The sequence below is a fragment of the Pseudomonas sp. Root71 genome, assembly GCF_001429045.1.
GTDB lineage: Bacteria > Pseudomonadota > Gammaproteobacteria > Pseudomonadales > Pseudomonadaceae > Aquipseudomonas > Aquipseudomonas monachiensis.
In genome coordinates this window covers 341,773-360,097 of sequence record NZ_LMHY01000001.1, presented here as the reverse complement: position 1 = coordinate 360,097, position 18,325 = coordinate 341,773, and the positions used below count along the sequence as shown (strand labels likewise).

Annotated in this window: 15 protein-coding genes; 7 read left to right on the top strand and 8 right to left on the bottom strand. The window is 59.5% G+C overall.

The genetic code is table 11. The features are described 5' to 3' along the window. Positions 1-25: 25 nt before the first annotated feature. The 4 genes from ssuE to ASD95_RS01705 all read right to left on the bottom strand — a co-directional run bounded on the left by ssuE (position 26) and on the right by ASD95_RS01705 (position 4,921). Positions 26-619 carry an NADPH-dependent FMN reductase gene (ssuE, locus tag ASD95_RS01720; RefSeq protein WP_056726415.1) on the bottom strand — a complete coding sequence of 198 codons (594 nt, stop codon included), beginning with the start codon at positions 617-619 and terminating at the stop codon, positions 26-28. Between the two features lie 282 nt (positions 620-901). Beyond that, the gene (locus tag ASD95_RS01715; protein WP_056726414.1) at positions 902-1,540 is read right to left on the bottom strand and encodes a peroxiredoxin; all 639 of its coding nucleotides are present in this window, start codon (positions 1,538-1,540) and stop codon (positions 902-904) included. Positions 1,541-1,832: 292 nt separating this feature from the next. Next, the gene (locus ASD95_RS01710; RefSeq protein ID WP_056726413.1) at positions 1,833-3,176 is read right to left on the bottom strand and encodes an OprD family porin; all 1,344 of its coding nucleotides are present in this window, start codon (positions 3,174-3,176) and stop codon (positions 1,833-1,835) included. A 413-nt stretch (positions 3,177-3,589) separates the two neighbouring features. Continuing rightward, positions 3,590-4,921: an OprD family porin gene (locus ASD95_RS01705; protein ID WP_056726412.1), complete on the bottom strand. Its 1,332-nt coding sequence runs from the start codon at positions 4,919-4,921 to the stop codon at positions 3,590-3,592. 362 nt (positions 4,922-5,283) lie between these two features. Between ASD95_RS01705 and tauA the strand changes: the two genes are divergently transcribed. Continuing rightward, a complete protein-coding gene (gene tauA / locus ASD95_RS01700) occupies positions 5,284-6,273 on the top strand; it encodes a taurine ABC transporter substrate-binding protein (RefSeq protein ID WP_056726411.1) in 990 nt (329 codons plus the stop codon). Positions 6,274-6,379: 106 nt separating this feature from the next. Here the strand turns inward: tauA and argA are convergent, their stop codons facing one another. Next, the gene (gene argA, locus ASD95_RS01695) at positions 6,380-7,678 is read right to left on the bottom strand and encodes an amino-acid N-acetyltransferase (protein ID WP_056726410.1); all 1,299 of its coding nucleotides are present in this window, start codon (positions 7,676-7,678) and stop codon (positions 6,380-6,382) included. Positions 7,679-7,822: 144 nt separating this feature from the next. Further along, the gene (gene argE, locus ASD95_RS01690; RefSeq protein WP_056726409.1) at positions 7,823-8,971 is read right to left on the bottom strand and encodes an acetylornithine deacetylase; all 1,149 of its coding nucleotides are present in this window, start codon (positions 8,969-8,971) and stop codon (positions 7,823-7,825) included. A gap of 157 nt (positions 8,972-9,128) precedes the next feature. On the opposite strand from argE, the gene ASD95_RS01685 reads away from it, so the two are divergent. Continuing rightward, complete coding sequence (locus tag ASD95_RS01685; protein ID WP_056726408.1) at positions 9,129-10,496, top strand: CYTH domain-containing protein; 1,368 nt, start codon at positions 9,129-9,131, stop codon at positions 10,494-10,496. 86 nt (positions 10,497-10,582) lie between these two features. Here the strand turns inward: ASD95_RS01685 and ASD95_RS01680 are convergent, their stop codons facing one another. Then, on the bottom strand, positions 10,583-11,053 hold the full coding sequence (locus ASD95_RS01680; protein WP_056726407.1) for an Lrp/AsnC family transcriptional regulator: 471 nt from the start codon (positions 11,051-11,053) through the stop codon (positions 10,583-10,585). 126 nt (positions 11,054-11,179) lie between these two features. Here ASD95_RS01680 and ASD95_RS01675 point away from each other — a divergent pair, with 126 nt between their 5' ends. The 5 genes from ASD95_RS01675 (at position 11,180) to ASD95_RS01655 (ending at position 15,243) form a co-directional block, all read left to right on the top strand. Next, a complete protein-coding gene (locus ASD95_RS01675) occupies positions 11,180-11,518 on the top strand; it encodes a hypothetical protein (protein WP_056726406.1) in 339 nt (112 codons plus the stop codon). Positions 11,519-11,608: 90 nt separating this feature from the next. Further along, on the top strand, positions 11,609-13,393 hold the full coding sequence (locus tag ASD95_RS01670) for a GspE/PulE family protein (protein ID WP_056726405.1): 1,785 nt from the start codon (positions 11,609-11,611) through the stop codon (positions 13,391-13,393). An 85-nt stretch (positions 13,394-13,478) separates the two neighbouring features. Beyond that, positions 13,479-14,399 (top strand): SPFH domain-containing protein, encoded by a 921-nt coding sequence (locus ASD95_RS01665; RefSeq protein WP_056726404.1) that lies wholly within the window; start codon positions 13,479-13,481, stop codon positions 14,397-14,399. 8 nt (positions 14,400-14,407) lie between these two features. After that, the gene (locus ASD95_RS01660; protein ID WP_056726403.1) at positions 14,408-14,857 is read left to right on the top strand and encodes an NfeD family protein; all 450 of its coding nucleotides are present in this window, start codon (positions 14,408-14,410) and stop codon (positions 14,855-14,857) included. A 68-nt stretch (positions 14,858-14,925) separates the two neighbouring features. Next, positions 14,926-15,243 (top strand): DUF2388 domain-containing protein, encoded by a 318-nt coding sequence (locus tag ASD95_RS01655; RefSeq protein WP_056726402.1) that lies wholly within the window; start codon positions 14,926-14,928, stop codon positions 15,241-15,243. A 101-nt stretch (positions 15,244-15,344) separates the two neighbouring features. On the opposite strand, the gene gcvP is transcribed toward ASD95_RS01655, so the two are convergent. Further along, on the bottom strand, positions 15,345-18,218 hold the full coding sequence (gene gcvP, locus ASD95_RS01650; RefSeq protein WP_056726401.1) for an aminomethyl-transferring glycine dehydrogenase: 2,874 nt from the start codon (positions 18,216-18,218) through the stop codon (positions 15,345-15,347). Positions 18,219-18,325: the final 107 nt, after the last annotated feature.

Genomic DNA, 18,325 nt, shown 5'->3' with positions numbered 1-18,325 from the left:
CAGTACTTCAATTTTTTGGTGAGGTTCAAATGCTCCAGCGAGCACTCAACAAACGATCATTCAACAGGTTCGGGTCGAGCGGCTTGGGCCGTCGCGCCATAGCGCTGAAAAACAGCTCCAGCGATTCATTCAGTCGTTGTTCCAGCTCCGGTGCCAACTGCGCCTGGGCGCTACCTTCGCCGTAGGCGATCTGACTGTCGACGGCGAAAATGCCTTGCAGCATTTCCTGGGCCTTCAATGCCGACAGCACCGGTTTGAGCGCGTAATCCACTGCCAACATATGGGCGATGCTGCCGCCAGTAGCCATCGGCAGAACCACCTTATGGCTCAAGGCGCGTTCGGGCAGCAGATCCAGCACGACTTTCAGTGCTCCGGAAAACGATGCCTTGTAAACCGGTGTGGCGATCAGCAGGCCATCGGCATTTTCAATCTGTTGCAACAAGTCGATCACCTTGGGGCTGTCGAAGCGTGCGTGCAGCAAGTCCTCGGCCGGGAAGTCCCGCACCTGATAACTCACTACTTCCACGCCCTGCCCTTGCAACCAACGCTGGGAGCGATCCAGAAGCACCCCGGAACGAGAGCGCTGACTGGGACTGCCACCGAGTGAGACAACCAACATTCAGACGATTCCTTGCACGGTGTTGGCGATTCGCGGTTTGCGATCTCGCTTCGATGGAGTGACCTTAACAGCTGATTTATATATCCATAAATCATATTTATTCATTTGGTTATGCGTTATGGAAATATACAACCGATTTCTTCCAGGCAAAAAAACAGGCCGTCGAAACGGCCTGAAATCCCCTGCTTTGTGGGTGCCTTGAAAAGATCGCAGCCTGCGGCAGCTCCTACAGGGATCGACGTATGCACGTAGGAGCTGCCGCAGGCTGCGATCTTCTGACCTTCAACGATTGGGCTGCGGCGTCAGACGCAGGTAAGGCTTGACCGCCCGATAGCCCTTGGGAAAGCGCTGTTTGATTTCATCTTCATCCTTGAGCGACGGTACGATCACCACCTCATCACCGTCTTGCCAGTTGGCCGGCGTGGCCACCTTGTAGTTGTCGGTGAGTTGCAGCGAGTCGATCACCCGCAGGATTTCATTGAAGTTGCGGCCGGTGCTCGCCGGGTAGGTAATCGTCAGCCGGACCTTTTTCTTCGGGTCGATCACGAACAGACTGCGCACGGTCAGGGTGTCGTTGGCGTTGGGGTGGATCAGGTCGTAGAGGTCCGAGACCTTGCGGTCGGCGTCATCCAGGATCGGAAAGTTGACCACGGTGCCCTGGGTTTCGTTGATGTCCTCGATCCACTTGTGGTGCGACTCCACCGGGTCCACTGACAAAGCGATGGCCTTGACGTCGCGCGCGGCGAACTCATCCTTGAGCCTCGCGGTGAAGCCCAGCTCAGTCGTGCACACCGGTGTGAAGTCCGCGGGATGGGAAAACAGCACGCCCCAGCTATCGCCCAGCCACTGATGGAAACGGATGGTGCCTGCGCTGGAGTTCTGTTCGAAATCGGGGGCGATATCGCCAAGTCTGAGACCCATGGTGCTGCTCCTTGTGAGTGCTTGATGGGTTCAACTGTGCCTGTGTTTTTTATCTATTAAAAAGAATAAATATCGATTTATTTAGATCATAAAGAAATATTAAATATCTGTTCACTGGACGTGCCCGCGCAACCGGCCGAACATCGCCCCCAAGGTTCGAGAAGGCCTTGAGTTGCTGTAAAGAGGGAAGTTCAAGGCGGGATTACGGGGGTGAACCCGTCTTGAAAATGTAAAAGCCCCGCCCGGTGCAATACCGGGCGGGGCTTTTTTGTCTCGGTTACGCGTGCGCTTATTACAACAGCGGGATCGAGTAGCTGACGATCAGGCGATTTTCGTCCTGCGAACGGGTGTTCGGCAGGTCGGTGCGCCACGTGGCGTTTTTCCACATCAGGCCGAGGTTCTTCAGCGCGCCGGACTGAACGACGTAACCCACGGTCAGGTCGCGCTCCCACTCAGAGGCACCATTGGCCGCCTCGCCCCCCTTGGCGTTAACGGTATCGATATTGTCACCGCGCAGGTACACCAGGCCAGCCGTCAGGCCAGGTACGCCGACCTTGGCGAAGTCATAGGAGTAGCGTGCTAGCCAGGTACGCTCGCCAGCACGGCCGAACTTCTGGATTTGCGAATCGGTGATGGTGTAGTTCGACGAACCGTCGCCCTGGTTCAGCCAAGGGAAATCGCTGCTGCCGTTGCTGACCTGATAACCGCCACCGAAGGTGTGACCGGCAACGGAGTACAGGAACAGGCCGCTGTACAGGTTGTTGTCGACCTTGCCCTTGCCGTTGGCTGCACCGCTGTAGTTGCCAGTGGTGTAGTACAGAGGATCGTGACCGTTGGCACCGTCGTCGGAGCTGTTGAAGTAACGCAAGTCAGACTTCAGCACGCCAGGGCCGATGGCCCAGTTGTGCACCAGACCCAGGAAGTGTTGCTTGTAGAACTCTTCCAGGGTGCCGTAGTAGTACTGGGCCGTCAGGTCCTTGGTGATCTTGTAGTCGCCACCGGCATAGATGAACTTGTTGCTGTCGCGGCCTGTAGCGGAACGGCTGTTGGCGCCAGAGATAGACAACTGTTCATTGTTGCTCGAGTTACGACCTTTTACCTGCTCGATCTGACCGCCGATCAAGGTCAGGTCCTTGATGTCGTTCGAGGAGATCTGGCCACCCTGCCAGGTTTGCGGCAACAGACGACCGTCGTTGGTCACGATCACCGGCAGCTTGGGCTGCAAGGTACCCAGCTTCAGCTCGGTCTGGGAGATCTTGGCTTTGGCAGTCAAACCCAGGCTGGAGAAGTCATCAACCGCTTCGCCGTTGGACTTGCTCGGGAACACGGTGCCGCCATACGAGTTGTTGCTCGCGCCGTTGGTGCCGCCACCGGAATCCAGTTTGACGCCCAACAGGCCGATCGCATCGATACCGAAGCCGACGGTGCCCTGGGTGTAACCCGAGATGAAACGTAGATCGAAGCCTTGGCCCCATTCTTCGTTTTTGTTCGGGCCAGTACCGTCACGGTAATCGGTGTTGATGTAGAAGTTACGCAGCCCCAGTGTTGCCTTGCTGTCTTCGATAAAACCCGCGGCGCTTGCCTGCTGGGTCAAAACCCCGACGACCACAGCCATGGCCAAGGTGGACTTGTTCATGTTTCGCTCCTCTCGTTTCTAGTTCTGATGTTCCTGGTCCCGAATCGATTGCCCGGGATCCTGAATGCATTAATTCGTGGCAAACCGTCTAGGCCGGTCGTTTTGCGGGCCGCAGGATACATGGCCTTAAAGCCAAAAAGAATTTTTTGGTGCTTTTTAATACCGCTTAGGAATATGGCTTCCCACGACAGATCCGAGGTATCGGCGGCAAGGCCGAATCCTGAACCTGAGCAAATATCGAGGGACGAAACTGCCAAATCCGGGCTCAGGGATGAGTGGCGGACAGGCGCACTTTAAGCGGGATATTTAAAAACCAAAAAGAATAATAAATAATCAGCAAAGATCTTTATGGAATATAAAAGAACGGACAAAAAAAACCTCGCCAGCGGGCGAGGTTTTTTTCTCAAGGCTTGTTACAGGAAGCTGTAGGTGTAGTTGAAGATCAGACGAGTCTGGTCAACATCAGGGTTGTTGGAGACTTCACTGCCACGGTAGACGCCATTACGCAGCGTTACGCCGAAACCTTTGAGCGTGCCCTGCTGGATGGTGTAGTCGATCCGCATGTCGCGTTCCCACTCGGAGCCATCAGGGCCGCTGCCGTTGGTAGCCTTGATGTTGTCGCCATGCAGGTAGGCGATCGAAGTTTTCAGGCCCGGCACGCCCAGTCCGGCGAAGTCATAGGAGTATTGACCGAAGGTGGTGTTTTCACCGGCACGAACAAACCCGTTGATCATGGAATCGGTGAACAGGTAGAAGCTGGCGCCGCCGTTCCCTTCCGGACGGCCATTGCCATCGACCACGTTGCCCTGGTTCAGGTAGACAAAACCACCGTCATCGCTGACGCGCTGATGACCGACCAGGAAGGCATTGCCACCCAGGGTGTAGGTGAACATGGCGCTCCAGGTCTTGTTGTCGACCTCACCCGGGGTCTTGGCGAAACCGTTGTTGTTGTTGAAACGGAATCCCGGATCACCGTTCTTGCCGTCGGAGCTACTGTCGAAGTAGCGAATATCAGTCTTGAAGGACTGCTTGGCGTCGATCGCAAACACGTGGACCAAGCCCAGGAAGTCCTGTTTGTAGTAGTCCTTCAGATTCGAGTGGTAGTACTGCAGGGTCAGGTCCTTGGTGACCTTCCAGTCAGCACCACCGTAGTAGAACTTGTTGCTGTCCTCTGTACCGCCAGCCACGGCCAGGCCGGTGGAGTTCGAAGAAGCGCGACCCGCCGAATGCTCCAACTGACCTGCGTTGAAGGTCACGTTGTCGATTTCTTTCGAAGTGATGGTGCCGCCTTCAAAGGTCTGCGGCAGCAGACGGCTGTCGTTCGCGACCAGGATCGGCAAGTTGGGTGCCAGAGCGCCACCCAGGTGGGCTTCGGTCTTCGAGAAGCGCGCCTTGACGTTGGCTGCCGCACGGCTCCATTCGTGTACGGCCGAACCATCGGTGTCGCTTGGGAAGAAGGTGTTGTTGTCCGGGTGGTGACCCTTGCCGCCGTCCAGGTGGATACCCAGCAGTGCCTGGGCGTCGATACCGAAACCGACAGTGCCTTGGGTGAAACCGGACAGATAATCGAATTTCAGGCCTTCCGCGGACTCTTTCTGATCCGCACCGCCTTCACGGTTATCGTTGTTGTAATACATGGTCCGGGAACTGATGGACGCCTTGCTGTCTTCCAGGAAACCTGCGGCGCCTGCCTGCTGCGCCAAAACCCCTACGGCCACGGCCAAAGCCAAGGTGGACTTGTTCATTGTGTAGCTCCTCTCGATTCTAATTCTTGTATTCCTGGTCTCGAGTCGTCGCCCGAAATCCTAAGATTCGCGATTAGCGCCAGACCGTGACCCACAAGTCAATCGTAACCATGTGTGTCTACGACCATAGTCTAATCCCCGTTTTTTGGTCCCTGCCGGGTCATGAGTTCGTCATGAACCTGAAAAGAATTACCCCATTCTTTTCTAATACCGTTTAGGAATTTAGCACCCGATTTACAGATCCCCCAGAACAGAGGGTTCGGCTCATAAGCTAATTCCTAAAAAGTATTTATTTTTGTTTTTTTAGATCGATTAGTTTTTTACGCAATTCGGAAACAAATCCTTTACCGAAAGGCGGCCCCATGACGACCAAACGCGCACTATCCGGACCAATTGTTACAGTTTGTGTATCTCTCGCATTTTCTTTCGCCGCCCAGGCAGCAAACCTCACTGTCGGCTATCAAACCGGAATCGACCCCAGCAAAGTCCCCCAGGCCGATGGCCTTTATGAAAAAACAATTGGCCAGCCCATCGACTGGCGACGCTTCAACAGCGGCCCGGAAGTGGTCACGGCGATTGCCTCCGGTGATGTGCAAATCGGCAATCTCGGCTCCAGTCCGCTGGCCGCTGCCGCCTCGCGCAACCTGCCGATTGTCGCGTTCATCGTCTCGGCCCAGATCAACGCGGCCGAAGCGTTGGTGGTGCGCAACGGCAGCGGCATCGAGAAACCGCAAGATCTGATCGGAAAGACCATCGCCACGCCTTTCGTTTCAACCTCCCACTACAGCCTGCTTGGTGCGCTGAAGCACTGGGGCCTGGACAGTTCGCAAGTCAAAGTGGTGAACCTGCAGCCGGCGGAAATCGCAGCAGCCTGGAAGCGTGGTGATATTGATGGCGCGTTTGTCTGGTCGCCCGCCCTGGGGGAAATCCGCAGGACTGGCAAGACCCTGACCGACGCTGCGCAGGTAGGCCAATGGGGTGCACCCACCTTTGAAGTCTGGGTGGCGCGCAAGGATTACGCCGAGAAGCACCCGGAGGTGGTGGCCAGATTCGCCAAGGTCACCCTCGACGCCTTTGCCGACTACGCAGCGCATAAAGCCGACTGGACGGTGGACTCGGAGCCCGTGCAGAAAATCGCCAAACTGACCGGTGCCAATGCCGCCGATGTGCCGGAGTTACTGGCCGGATCCGCATTCCCGGATGCCAAGGCGCAACAGAGCACCGCGCTACTGGACGGCGGCACGGCCAAGGCCATTGGCGAGACGGCGAAATTCTTGAAGGAGCAAGGGAAGGTGGAGACGGTGCTGGCGGACTATTCGCCGTATGTCAGTGCGAAGTTTGTGCAGGAGTAACGCAAGGCTCCTGTAGGAGCTGCCGCAGGCTGCGATCTTTTGATATTGAAAAAGCAAAATCAAAAGATCGCAGCCTGCGGCAGCTCCTACAAAAGTCGTTCAAACCTCAAAGGGCTTTTTCGAAGATCTTCGAATTACGCTGATAGTTGTACAGCGACGCCCGCGCCGACGGCAGACGGTCAACGCTGCTCGGCACAAAACCACGCTCGCGGAACCAGTGAGCGGTACGGGTGGTAAGGACGAACAAAGTCTTCAAACCCTGAGCCCGGGCGCGGGTCTCGATGCGCTCCAGCAATTCATCACCGCGACCGCCATGGCGATACTCCGGATTCACCGCCAGGCACGCCAGTTCACCGGCATCCGAATCGGCAATCTGATACAGCGCCGCACAGGCGATGATCATGCCTTCGCGCTCGACCACGCTGAACTGCTCGATCTCGCGCTCCAGCACCTCACGGGAACGGCGCACCAGGATGCCCTGCTCTTCCAGCGGGCTGATCAAATCCAGCAGTCCGCCGACGTCTTCGATGGCCGCTTCGCGCACCACTTCGAACTGCTCCTGGGCCACCAGCGTACCGCCGCCGTCACGGGTGAACAGTTCGGTCAGCAGTGCACCGTTCTCGGCATAACTGACGATATGACTACGGGCCACACCGCCACGACAAGCTTCGGCAGCGGCATCCAACAGTTCCGCCTGATAGTTACTGCCCAGACGCTGCAAATGCGCCGGCACCTGTTGCGGACGCAATTCGCGCACCAGGCGCCCGTTTTCGTCGATCAAGCCCAGTTCGGCGCCAAACAGCAGCAGCTTGTCCGCGCCCAGATCAATGGCCGCGCGGGTGGCGACGTCTTCGCAGGCCAGGTTGAAAATTTCCCCGGTCGGCGAATAGCCCAGCGGCGACAGCAGCACGATGGAGCGCTCGTCCAGCAAACGGTTGATGCCCTTGCGGTCGACCCGGCGCACCTCGCCGGTGTGGTGATAGTCGACGCCTTCAAGCACGCCGATCGGCCGTGCCGTCACCAGGTTGCCGCTGGCCACCCGCAGGCGCGAGCCCTGCATCGGCGACGAAGCCATGTCCATCGACAGGCGAGCCTCAATGGCAATGCGCAACTGGCCAACCGCGTCGATCACGCACTCCAGGGTCGCGGCATCGGTGATGCGCATGCCGTGGTGGTAATGCGGGGTCAGGCCACGGGCCGCGAGGCGCGCTTCGATTTGCGGGCGGGAACCGTGAACCAGCACCAGCCGCACGCCCAGGCTGTGCAACAGCACCAGGTCGTGGACGATATTGCCGAAGTTGGGGTGCTCAACGCCGTCGCCGGGCAGCATGACGACAAAGGTGCAATCGCGGTGAGCGTTGATGTAAGGCGAAGCGTGACGAAGCCAATTGACGTATTCGGGCATGAACCTGGGCCTGTAATAAATAGCAGCCGAAAAAAGGGCGAAACTGAAAACGCACAGCGGGCTGATGGTTATCGTCGGAACAGGCTTGGCGACACGCGCGCTCTCCTCATGAATACGGGTTTGGGTACCGGCAATTTAAATAGCTCAGGCCGGTGTCAGGCAATAGTGTTCGATCAGCTGCCTTAGTAGATGCACCGTAGGCTGCAAACGTGACATTTCGAGGTATTCCCCCGGCTGGTGGGCGCAAGCGATATCACCAGGGCCAAGCACCAGCGTTTCACAGCCAAGGCGCTGAAGATAAGGTGCTTCGGTGCCGAACGCCACTGCTTCGGCGCTGTGACCGGTGAGCTTTTCGGCAAGGCGTACCAGCTCGGCGTCCTCAGCCTGCTCGAACGGCGGCACTTCAGGGAACAACGGCGCGTAATCGATCTTGACCTGATGCCGCTCGGCAACCGGCTTGAGCTTCTGCAGGATCTCGGCGCGCAGGACTTTGGGGTCCATGCCGGGCAGCGGGCGCAAATCGAATTCCAGCGAACACTGGCCGCAGATGCGGTTGGGGTTGTCGCCGCCATGGATGCAGCCGAAATTCATAGTTGGCATCGGCACGCCAAACTGCGGATTGCGGAATTCGCGCTGCCACAACAGGCGCAGGCCACGCAGTTCACCGATGGCATCGTGCATGGCTTCCAGGGCGCTGTGGCCCAGGCGCGGGTCGGAGGAATGACCGCTCTGCCCGAGAATGTCGATGCGTTCCATCATGATGCCTTTGTGCATGCGGATCGGCTTGAGCCCGGTCGGCTCGCCGATCACCGCCGCCCGCCCCAGCGGTCGCCCCGCTTCGGCCAGCGCGCGGGCACCGGACATCGAACTTTCTTCATCGCAGGTGGCGAGAATCAGCAACGGCTGTTTGAACGGCTGATCGAGCAGCGGTTTGACCGCCTCGATGGCCAGGGCGAAAAAACCCTTCATGTCACAACTGCCCAGGCCAATCCAACGACCGTCGACTTCAGTCAGCTTCAACGGGTCGGTTTGCCACAACGCGCCGTCGAACGGCACGGTGTCGCTGTGCCCGGCCAGCACCAGGCCGCCGGGGCCGGAGCCGAAACTGGCCAGCAGGTTGAACTTGCCAGGGCTGACCTGCTGGATCTCGCAGGTGAAACCCAGCTCACCGAGCCACGTCGCCAGCAGATCGATAACCGGGCGGTTGGTTTGATCGAGACTGGGCTGCGTGCAACTGACCGACGGTGCGGCGATCAACGCAGCGAATTGTTCTTTCATCGATGGCAATGGCATCGCTGACTCCCGGCACCCGAATTGAGGTCCATCATAGAACCAACCGATGACAGGAATAAACCGTCTCGGCGCGTACTAACCGTGAGTCCTGTACACTGCACGACCTTGGCAGCCACACATTCCCCCGGCTGCGCTCCCGATCCTGGATTTTCCGGCCATGCAGAAAGAAACCGAAATCAAACTCCGCGTCAGCCGCGAAACCCTCGCCGCCCTGCGCGAGCACCCGTTACTGAAAAAACGCAACAAAAGTGGCTGGGAACGCCGTGAGTTGATGAATCAGTACTTCGACACGCCCGAGCGCGACCTGGCCCAGGCCAAAGTCGCCCTGCGCCTGCGCAAGGATGGCGAAGAAGTGATTCAGACCCTCAAGACCCGCGGCCAGAGCGTCGCCGGCTTGTCCGAGCGTAATGAATTCAACTGGCCCCTGCCCAAGGCCAAGCTCGACTTGAAGAAACTCGACGGCGAATGCTGGCCCGAGGAACTGGCCGAGCTGGACAAGAAGACCCTGAAGCCGATCTTCACCACCGACTTCGTCCGCGAATGCGCGGAAATCGCCTGGGGTCGCGGCAAGACCAAAGTGGTCATCGAAGCCGCGCTGGACCTGGGTCACGTCGTGGTCGGCAAGCAGAAAGAAGAAATCTGCGAGCTGGAACTGGAACTGCGCGAAGGCGAGCCGGCAGCCCTGCTGGAACTGGCCGCCGAGCTGGCCGAGAAACTGGCCCTGATGCCTTGCGACATCAGCAAGGCCGAGCGCGGTTATCGCCTGTACGACGCCCACAGCTATTCGTTGAGCCTGCCGGCGCCGCAGATCACCGCCGAAACGCCGCTGGACGACGCGTTCGCCGCGCTGAGCTGGCATTTGCTGGGCAGCAGCCAGCGTCTGGCCGAGCAGTATCGCTTCAATGGTCACTGGCGCCTGTTGCAGGACTGGGTCGAATGTCTCGCGGAAATGCGCGCGCTGATCAGCAGCCTGGGCCAGGCCGCTCCGCGTCAGTCGACCCACGACCTGCGTATCGCCCTTGATGCCTTGCTGGAAGACTGGCGCCCGCTGGTCCAGGCCGGCCTGGAAGATGAAGACGTGCGCAAAGCCGCGCCCGAGCAGTTCCTCGAAGAGCTCGAAGACCCGCGCTGGGGCCTGTTCTCCCTGACAAGCTCGCGCTGGCTGCTGGCCCGCACCTGGGCCGCCGACCGCAACACCCGTGGCAATCGCCAGGGCGCTGCGCAACTGGGCAGCTGGTTGCCGCGCCTTTTGGGCGAAGAGGCCACTTCGTTGCAATTGCAACGTTACCAGCAACAACCGGAAGACCTGGCCGAGCAACTGCCGCGCATCGAACGCATCCAGGTCTGGCTGCACCATGCGCGTAACGTGCTGGAGATCCCGGAAATGGATCGCCTCTACGGCGAGCTGAACAAACTGGCGCAACTGGCTAACGAATCGATCACCGACGAAGTCCTGGATGCGCGCAAGCAGCAGGCGATTGCGGTGTATCAGAACCGTGCCTGGAAAATGTTACTGCGCCTGTAATACCGAAAAGATCGCAGGCTTCGCCAGCTCCTACGGGTGTACTCCATCCGAATGTAGGAGCTGCCGCAGGCTGCGATCTTTTTGCTTTATCGCACCACCGGCAAACTGGTCGTCGACTTGATCTCCGACAACGCCACGATCGAATTCACCTCCTGAATCCCCGGCACCATCGACAGTTTCTCGAAAAAGAAACGCTCGTAGGCCTCGATGTCCGCCGTGACAATCCGCAGCAAGAAATCCACCGCCCCCATCAGCACGTAACACTCCAGCACCTCCGGAAAGCCGCGAATCGCCTCGGTGAATTCGGTGAAGTTCGAACGCCCGTGGGCATTGAGTTTCACCTCCGCGAAGATCTGCGTGTTCAGGCCGATTTTCTTGCGGTCGAGCAAGGTCACCTGAGCGCGAATGATGCCCTCCTCTTTCATCCGCTGAATCCGCCGCCAGCACGGCGATTGCGAGAGCCCCACCTGTTCGGCGATCTGTGCGCTGGAAAGCGAAGCATCCTCTTGCAGCAAGGCGAGGATCTTGCGGTCGTAGCTGTCCAGTTCGCTTTGCATAAAAAAACCCTTAATCGACTAACAAGTGAATTGATTTATTCTTCAATTCTGCAATACAGCCAATCATAGAGAAGAAATACCCGGCACAGGATGTAAACATTTCTCCAATGATTTTGGAGCCAGACCATGCCGTATCTCGAAGCCGTAAACACCCCACCTGCCCGTTCCGATGTCTGGAACGTCGGTAACGCCCATTGCCGGGTTCGCTATCAAATGCTGGCCGAGGCAGAACCGGACCTGCTGTGTCGTGCCCTCAATCTGTTCGCTTTGCAACTGCTCACCCCGGAACAGGTCAACGCACAGCGCCAGGACGACTGGCTGAACATCGAGATCGTCATCGACGGTTTGAGCTGGCACCGCGCGCAAGTGATTGCGGAAAAACTTCGTAACCTGATCAGCGTTTGCTCGGTGGAGCTGCAAGAAGCTGATTCCCCATGGGCCGAAGCGGCTCAAGCGGCGGGCTGAAAAACGCCGAAACGGCTTTGTCGGGTAGTGGCCCAGCTGTCAGCCGGGCCACGGCTATCCTTTGCGCACTGTCGTTCAAAAGGAGCCCGCATGTCCGTACATCTCGCCTTTCAGGACCGCTGGCTGGATCTCAATGACCTGCTGCGCGAACTGGTCGCCCAGAGCTTTATCAGTCAGGATTCGGCCGAACACGCGCTCAATGCCCGTCGCCGCAACGCCTCCCTTGGCCAGATGCATCCGCTGGAGTTCATTGCCAGCCAACAGCTGGACGATCTCAGCCGTCCCGGCAAACCGCTGGACCTCGAGAGCCTGACCTTGTGGCTATCCCGGCAGGCCGGCCAGCCTTACCTGCGCATCGACCCGTTGAAAATCAATGTCGCTGCCGTGACCCCGCTGATGTCCTATGCCTTCGCCCAGCGCCACAAGATCCTCGCGGTATCGATCGACCGCGAGGCGGTCACCGTGGCCAGCGCCCAACCTTATGTCAGCGGTTGGGAAGCTGACCTGACCCATGTGCTCAAGCTGCCGATCAAGCGCGTGGTGGCCAACCCGGTGGACATCCAGCGCTTCAGCGTCGAATTCTTCCGCCTGGCCAAATCGGTCACTGGGGCGAACAGCGCCGACCCGCAAGTCAGTACCCTCGGCAATTTCGAACAGTTACTCAACCTCGGCGCCAGCGACCAGGAGCCCGACGCCAACGACGCACACATCGTCAACATCGTCGACTGGCTGTTCCAGTACGCGTTCCAGCAGCGTGCCAGCGACATCCACATCGAGCCCCGGCGCGAGCAAGGCACGGTGCGTTTTCGCATCGACGGCGTGCTGCACAACGTCTATCAATTCCCGCCCCAGGTCACCATGGCCATCGTCAGTCGCCTGAAAACCCTGGGGCGCATGAACGTCGCGGAGAAACGCAAACCCCAGGACGGCCGGGTGAAAACCAAGACCCCGGACGGCGGAGAGGTCGAACTGCGCTTGTCGACACTGCCCACGGCCTTCGGCGAAAAAATGGTCATGCGGATCTTCGATCCGGAAGTATTGCTCAAGGACTTCGACCAGCTTGGTTTCTCCGCCGACGACCTGCGCCGCTGGCAAGACATGACCCGCCAGCCCCACGGCATCATCCTCGTCACCGGGCCGACGGGTTCGGGCAAGACCACCACCCTCTATACCACCCTGAAAAAACTGGCGACGCCGGAGGTCAACCTCTGCACCATTGAAGACCCGATCGAAATGATCGAGCCTGCGTTCAACCAGATGCAGGTCCAGCACAACATCGACCTGACCTTCGCCGCCGGCGTGCGCGCGCTGATGCGGCAAGATCCGGACATCATCATGATCGGCGAGATCCGCGACCTCGAAACTGCAGAGATGGCGATCCAGGCCGCGCTCACCGGGCACCTCGTGCTGTCGACCCTGCACACCAACGACGCACCCAGCGCCATCAGCCGCCTGCTGGAGCTCGGCGTGCCGCACTACCTGATCAAGGCCACGGTGCTTGGCGTCATGGCCCAGCGACTGGTGCGAACCCTGTGCTCGCACTGCAAGGCGCCGCTGACGCTGGGCGAAGACGACTGGCAAACCCTGACCCGCCCCTGGCAAGCACCCTTGCCGACCAATGCCCAGCGAGCCATCGGTTGCGTGGAGTGCCGCGACACCGGTTATCGCGGTCGCGCCGGGGTCTACGAAATCATGCAGTTAAGCGATGGCATCAAAGCGCTGATCAGTCCTGATACCGACCTGCTGGCCGTGCGGCGCCAGGCATTCAAGGAAGGCATGCGCAGCCTGCGGCTGTCAGGAGCGCAAAAAGTCGGCGCCGGGCTGACGACCATCGAGGAGGTTCTGCGCGTGACACCCCAGAGCGAGCAGAACTGAGACCCGGCTGTACTTATCCGGCATCGGCACAGCTACACTCCAGCGATTGAAACTCCACAGATCCACACATCAACAAGGAATCGTTATGCAGATCGGTAGTGTGCTTTTGCTTTTTGTCGGCCTGGTGGTCGCCATTCTGTTCATGGGTTTCAAGGTCGTGCCCCAGGGCTTTGAATGGACAGTCGAGCGTTTCGGTCGCTACACCAACACGCTCAAGCCGGGTTTGAACGTCATCATTCCGGTCATGGACCGCATCGGCCGCAAGATGAATGTGATGGAAAGCGTGCTGGATATTCCGCCGCAGGAAGTCATCACCGCCGACAACGCCACGGTGCAAATCGACGCCGTGTGCTTCTTCCAGGTGGTCAACACGGCCCAGGCGGCCTATGAGGTCAACAACCTCGAACACGCCATCCGCAACCTGCTGCAAACCAACATCCGCACCGTGCTCGGCTCGATGGAACTCGACGCCATGCTCAGCCAGCGTGACGGGATCAACGAAAAACTGCTGCGCACTGTCGACGAAGCGACCGCGCCGTGGGGCATCAAGATCACCCGGATCGAGATCAAGGACATCAGCCCACCCGCCGACCTGATGGCGGCGATGTCGGGGCAGATGAAAGCCGAACGGATCAAGCGTGCACAGATCCTCGAAGCCGAGGGCCTGCGCGCCGCAGCGATCCTGACCGCGGAAGGCAAGAAGCAGGCACAGATCCTCGAAGCCGAAGGCAGTCGCCAGGCCGCGTTCCTGGAATCCGAAGCCCGCGAGCGGCAAGCCGCGGCAGAAGCACAGGCGACCAAAGTGGTGTCCGAAGCCATCGCCAGCGGCAACGTGCAGGCGGTCAACTACTTCGTCGCGCAAAAGTACATCGATGCGCTGGGCAAGCTGGCTTCGGCCAACAACAGCAAGGTGATCCTGATGCCGCTGGAGGCCAGTTCGATGATTGGCGCGGTGGGCGGCATTGGCGAAATCGTCAAGGCCACTTTCGATAACAAGAAAGCCTGAGGCGCGCCATGTGGGCATTTTTGCAGCACCTTTCGTTCTGGGACTGGTTGGCGCTGGGCACGGTGCTGTTGATTCTCGAAGTGTTCGGCGCCGGCGGTTACCTGCTGTGGATCGGCATGGCTGCGGCCGCCGTGGGCGTCTTGACCTTCCTGCTGCCGGACCTGTCCTGGGAATGGCAGTTTCTGCTGTTCGGCCTGCTGTCGATCACCACCGCGTTGTACTGGTGGCGACGTCAGCGCACGGCGGCGCGCCCGAGCGATCAGCCGCACCTGAACCTGCGCGGTCAGGATCTGATCGGCAAAACCTTTGTGGTGCATGAAGCGATTGTCGACGGTCGCGGCAAAATCAAGGTGGCCGACGGCGTGTGGATGGCCCGAGGGCCGGATGCTGGCATTGGCAGTCGCGTGCGGGTGGTCGGCCAGCAAGGCGCGATCCTGCTGGTCGAAGCGGCGGATTAGGCGACCACGGAACTCGATTGGGGGTTGGCAATCCAACCGCGTAGTCAACCCAGTGGAGTCACCCTGTCATGCGTTTCAAACTTGCTGTCGCTACCGTCGCGCTGTTGTCTTTGCCTGTCGGTTCGGCGATGGCCGATACTTTTTGGCGTAACGTTCTCACCTCCGGCGCAACCACCGGTTCGAGCTATCTGACATCCAAGGATAACAAGCTGGTTGTCGCAGCCCAGGACGATGCCAGCAGCTTCGTCGCCAGTGATGGCAGTATCCGCGGCCCGTACCTGGAAGCGGCCATGCAGAAAGTCCGCGCCGACAACCCGGGCCTGCAAGCCACGGACATGGAGCTGGCAAACGCGATCCTGGCGAAGAATGCCGTGGCTTCGGAGTAAGCGTTGCGAATGAAAAATGCCGCTCATATGAGCGGCATTTTTTTTGCTTTGCGAACACAACCTCATGTTCACTGATACCCCTGTGGGAACAGCCTGAAATGTCAGCGGTAATCATCCACCGGCACACAGGCACAAAACAGGTTCCGGTCTCCATACACGTTGTCCACCCGGTTCACCACCGGCCAGTATTTGTGCGCCTTGGTGTGCGCGTCTGGCGTGACCGCTTGCACGATGCTGTATGGCCGCTCCCACACGCCGGTGATATCGGCCAACGTATGCGGCGCACCTTTCAACGGGTTTTCTTCAGCCGGCCAATTGCCGTTCTGCACCTCGTTGATTTCCGCGCGGATGCTCAGCATTGCCCCGATGAACCGGTCCAGCTCCGCCTTCGACTCACTTTCGGTCGGTTCAACCATCAGCGTCCCCGGCACCGGAAACGACATGGTCGGGGCATGGAAGCCGTAATCCATCAAGCGCTTGGCCACGTCCTCCTCGGTAATGCCGGTCAACGCCTTGAGCGGACGCAGGTCGAGGATGCATTCATGGGCCACCCGCTCGTTGCGCCCGGTGTAGAGCACAGGAAAGGCACCGGACAAATGCCGCGCCAGGTAATTCGCGGCGAGGATCGCCACTTCGCTGGCGTCCGCCAACTGCGGCCCCATCATCGCGATGTACATCCAGCTGATCGGCAGAATGCTTGCGCTGCCCCAGGGTGCTGCGCTGACGGCGCCATTTTGTGGAAGCGGGCCGTCGATCGGCACCACCGGATGGTTGGCCACGAACGGCGCCAGATGCGCCCGAACACCAATCGGCCCCATGCCCGGCCCACCGCCACCATGGGGAATGCAGAAGGTCTTGTGCAGGTTCATGTGCGAGACATCGGCGCCGATATCGGCCGGACGCGCCAATCCGACCTGAGCGTTGAGGTTGGCGCCATCCATGTACACCTGCCCCCCGTGCTGGTGGATCACTTCACAGATTTCGCTGATTCCCTCCTCATACACGCCATGGGTCGAAGGATAGGTCGCCATCAGGCAGGCGAGTTTGTCTGCGGCCTGCGCGGCTTTTTCCTTGAGGTCATCCAGGTCAACGTTGCCCGCCTCGTCACACTCGACGATCACCACGCGCATCCCGGCCATCTGCGCCGACGCGGGATTGGTGCCATGAGCCGACGAAGGAATCAGGCAAATATCGCGGCCGCCCTGTTGCCGGCTCTCATTGTATTTGCGGATTGCCAGTAGCCCGGCGTATTCGCCCTGGGCACCGGAGTTGGGTTGCATGCAGATCGCGTCGAAACCGGTGATCGCACACAACCAGCGCTCCAGCTCCTCGATCATCAGTCCATAACCGGCGGCCTGTTCCTTGGGCACGAACGGGTGCAGGTTGGCGAACTGCGGCCAGGTAATCGGGATCATCTCGCTGGTGGCATTGAGCTTCATGGTGCAGGAGCCCAGCGGGATCATCGATTGATTGAGCGCCAGGTCCTTGTTTTCCAGTTGCTTGAGGTAGCGCAGCATCTCGGTTTCGCTGTGATGGGCGCTGAACACGGGATGGCGCAGATAAGGCGAAGTTCGCACCAGCCCTTCGGGAATACCGCCAGGCAAGACCTCGGCATCCAGGTCATCGACGCTGAACCCGTGATCGGCCCCCAGGAACACATCGAACAGCTTCGCCACGGTGCCTTCGTCACAGGTCTCGTCAAGGCTCAAGCCCAGTTGGCCGCGCCCGAGAATGCGCAGGTTGATCTGTGCGGCCCGGGCACTTTCGATGATCGCGGTCTGGGCTCCGCCGACTTCCAGCGTCAGGGTGTCGAAGAAGTGCCGGTTGATCCGGGTGATACCGTTGCGCTCAAGCCCGGCGGCCAGGATGCAGGTCAGCCGATGAACCCGCTGGGCGATCCGCTTGAGCCCTTCGGGGCCGTGGTAGACCGCATAGAAACTGGCGATATTGGCCAGCAGCACCTGGGCCGTGCAGATGTTGGAGTTGGCCTTCTCCCGGCGGATGTGTTGCTCGCGGGTTTGCAGGGCCATGCGCAAGGCGGTGTTGCCCCGCGCATCTTTCGAAACACCGATGATCCGCCCGGGAATTGCCCGTTTGTATTCATCGCGGCTGGCAAAAAATGCCGCGTGAGGCCCGCCGTAGCCCATGGGCACGCCAAATCGCTGGGACGAACCGAACACCACATCGGCACCCAGTTCACCTGGCGGGGTCAGCATCAACAGGCTCAGCAAATCCGTGGCGACGCAGGCCAGGGCCTGTTGCGCGTGCAGGTGATCGATCAGCGGCCGCAGGTCGTGGATTTCACCGTGGGTGTCGGGGTATTGCAGCAATGCGCCGAACACCTGGTGCTGCTTCAAGTTATCCACAGCGTCGACGATCAGCTCGAAGCCGAAACCTTCAGCACGGGTCTGCACCACGGAAATGGTTTGCGGGTGGCAGTTTTCGTCGACAAAGAACAGGTTGCTTTTGGACTTGGCGACCCGCTTGGCCAGGGCCATGGCCTCCGCCGCGGCGGTGGCCTCATCAAGCAGTGAGGCATTGGCCAGCTCCAGGCCGGTCAGGTCAATGGTCAGTTGCTGGAAGTTAAGCAGCGCTTCGAGCCGCCCTTGGGCGATCTCAGGTTGATAAGGGGTGTACGCGGTGTACCAGCCGGGATTTTCCAGCACGTTGCGCAGAATGACGGCCGGTGTGAGGGTGCCGTGGTAGCCCATGCCGATCAGGCTGGTCCAGACCTGGTTCTGTTCGGCATAACCGCGCAGCTTGGCCAGCGCGGCCTCTTCATCGAGTGCCGGGGGCAGATCCAGCGCCCGGTTGAGACGGATGCCCGGCGGCACCGTCTGCTCGATCAATTCGACCCGACTGCCCAGGCCGAGGCTGTCGAGCATCGCCTGCTGCTCGGCGGCATCGGGCCCGAGGTGGCGGCGCAGAAAGGCATTGGGGTCGCGTAACTGGCTCAGGGACGGCAACTGGGACATGACGGGCTCTCTCTTGACTGGCGCTCAGCGTCGATGCAACACGGTCAAACCAGCATAGCAGTCGATCTCCCGGTGGATGGCGTGGCGCGCTCGAGCAATCCGGATCA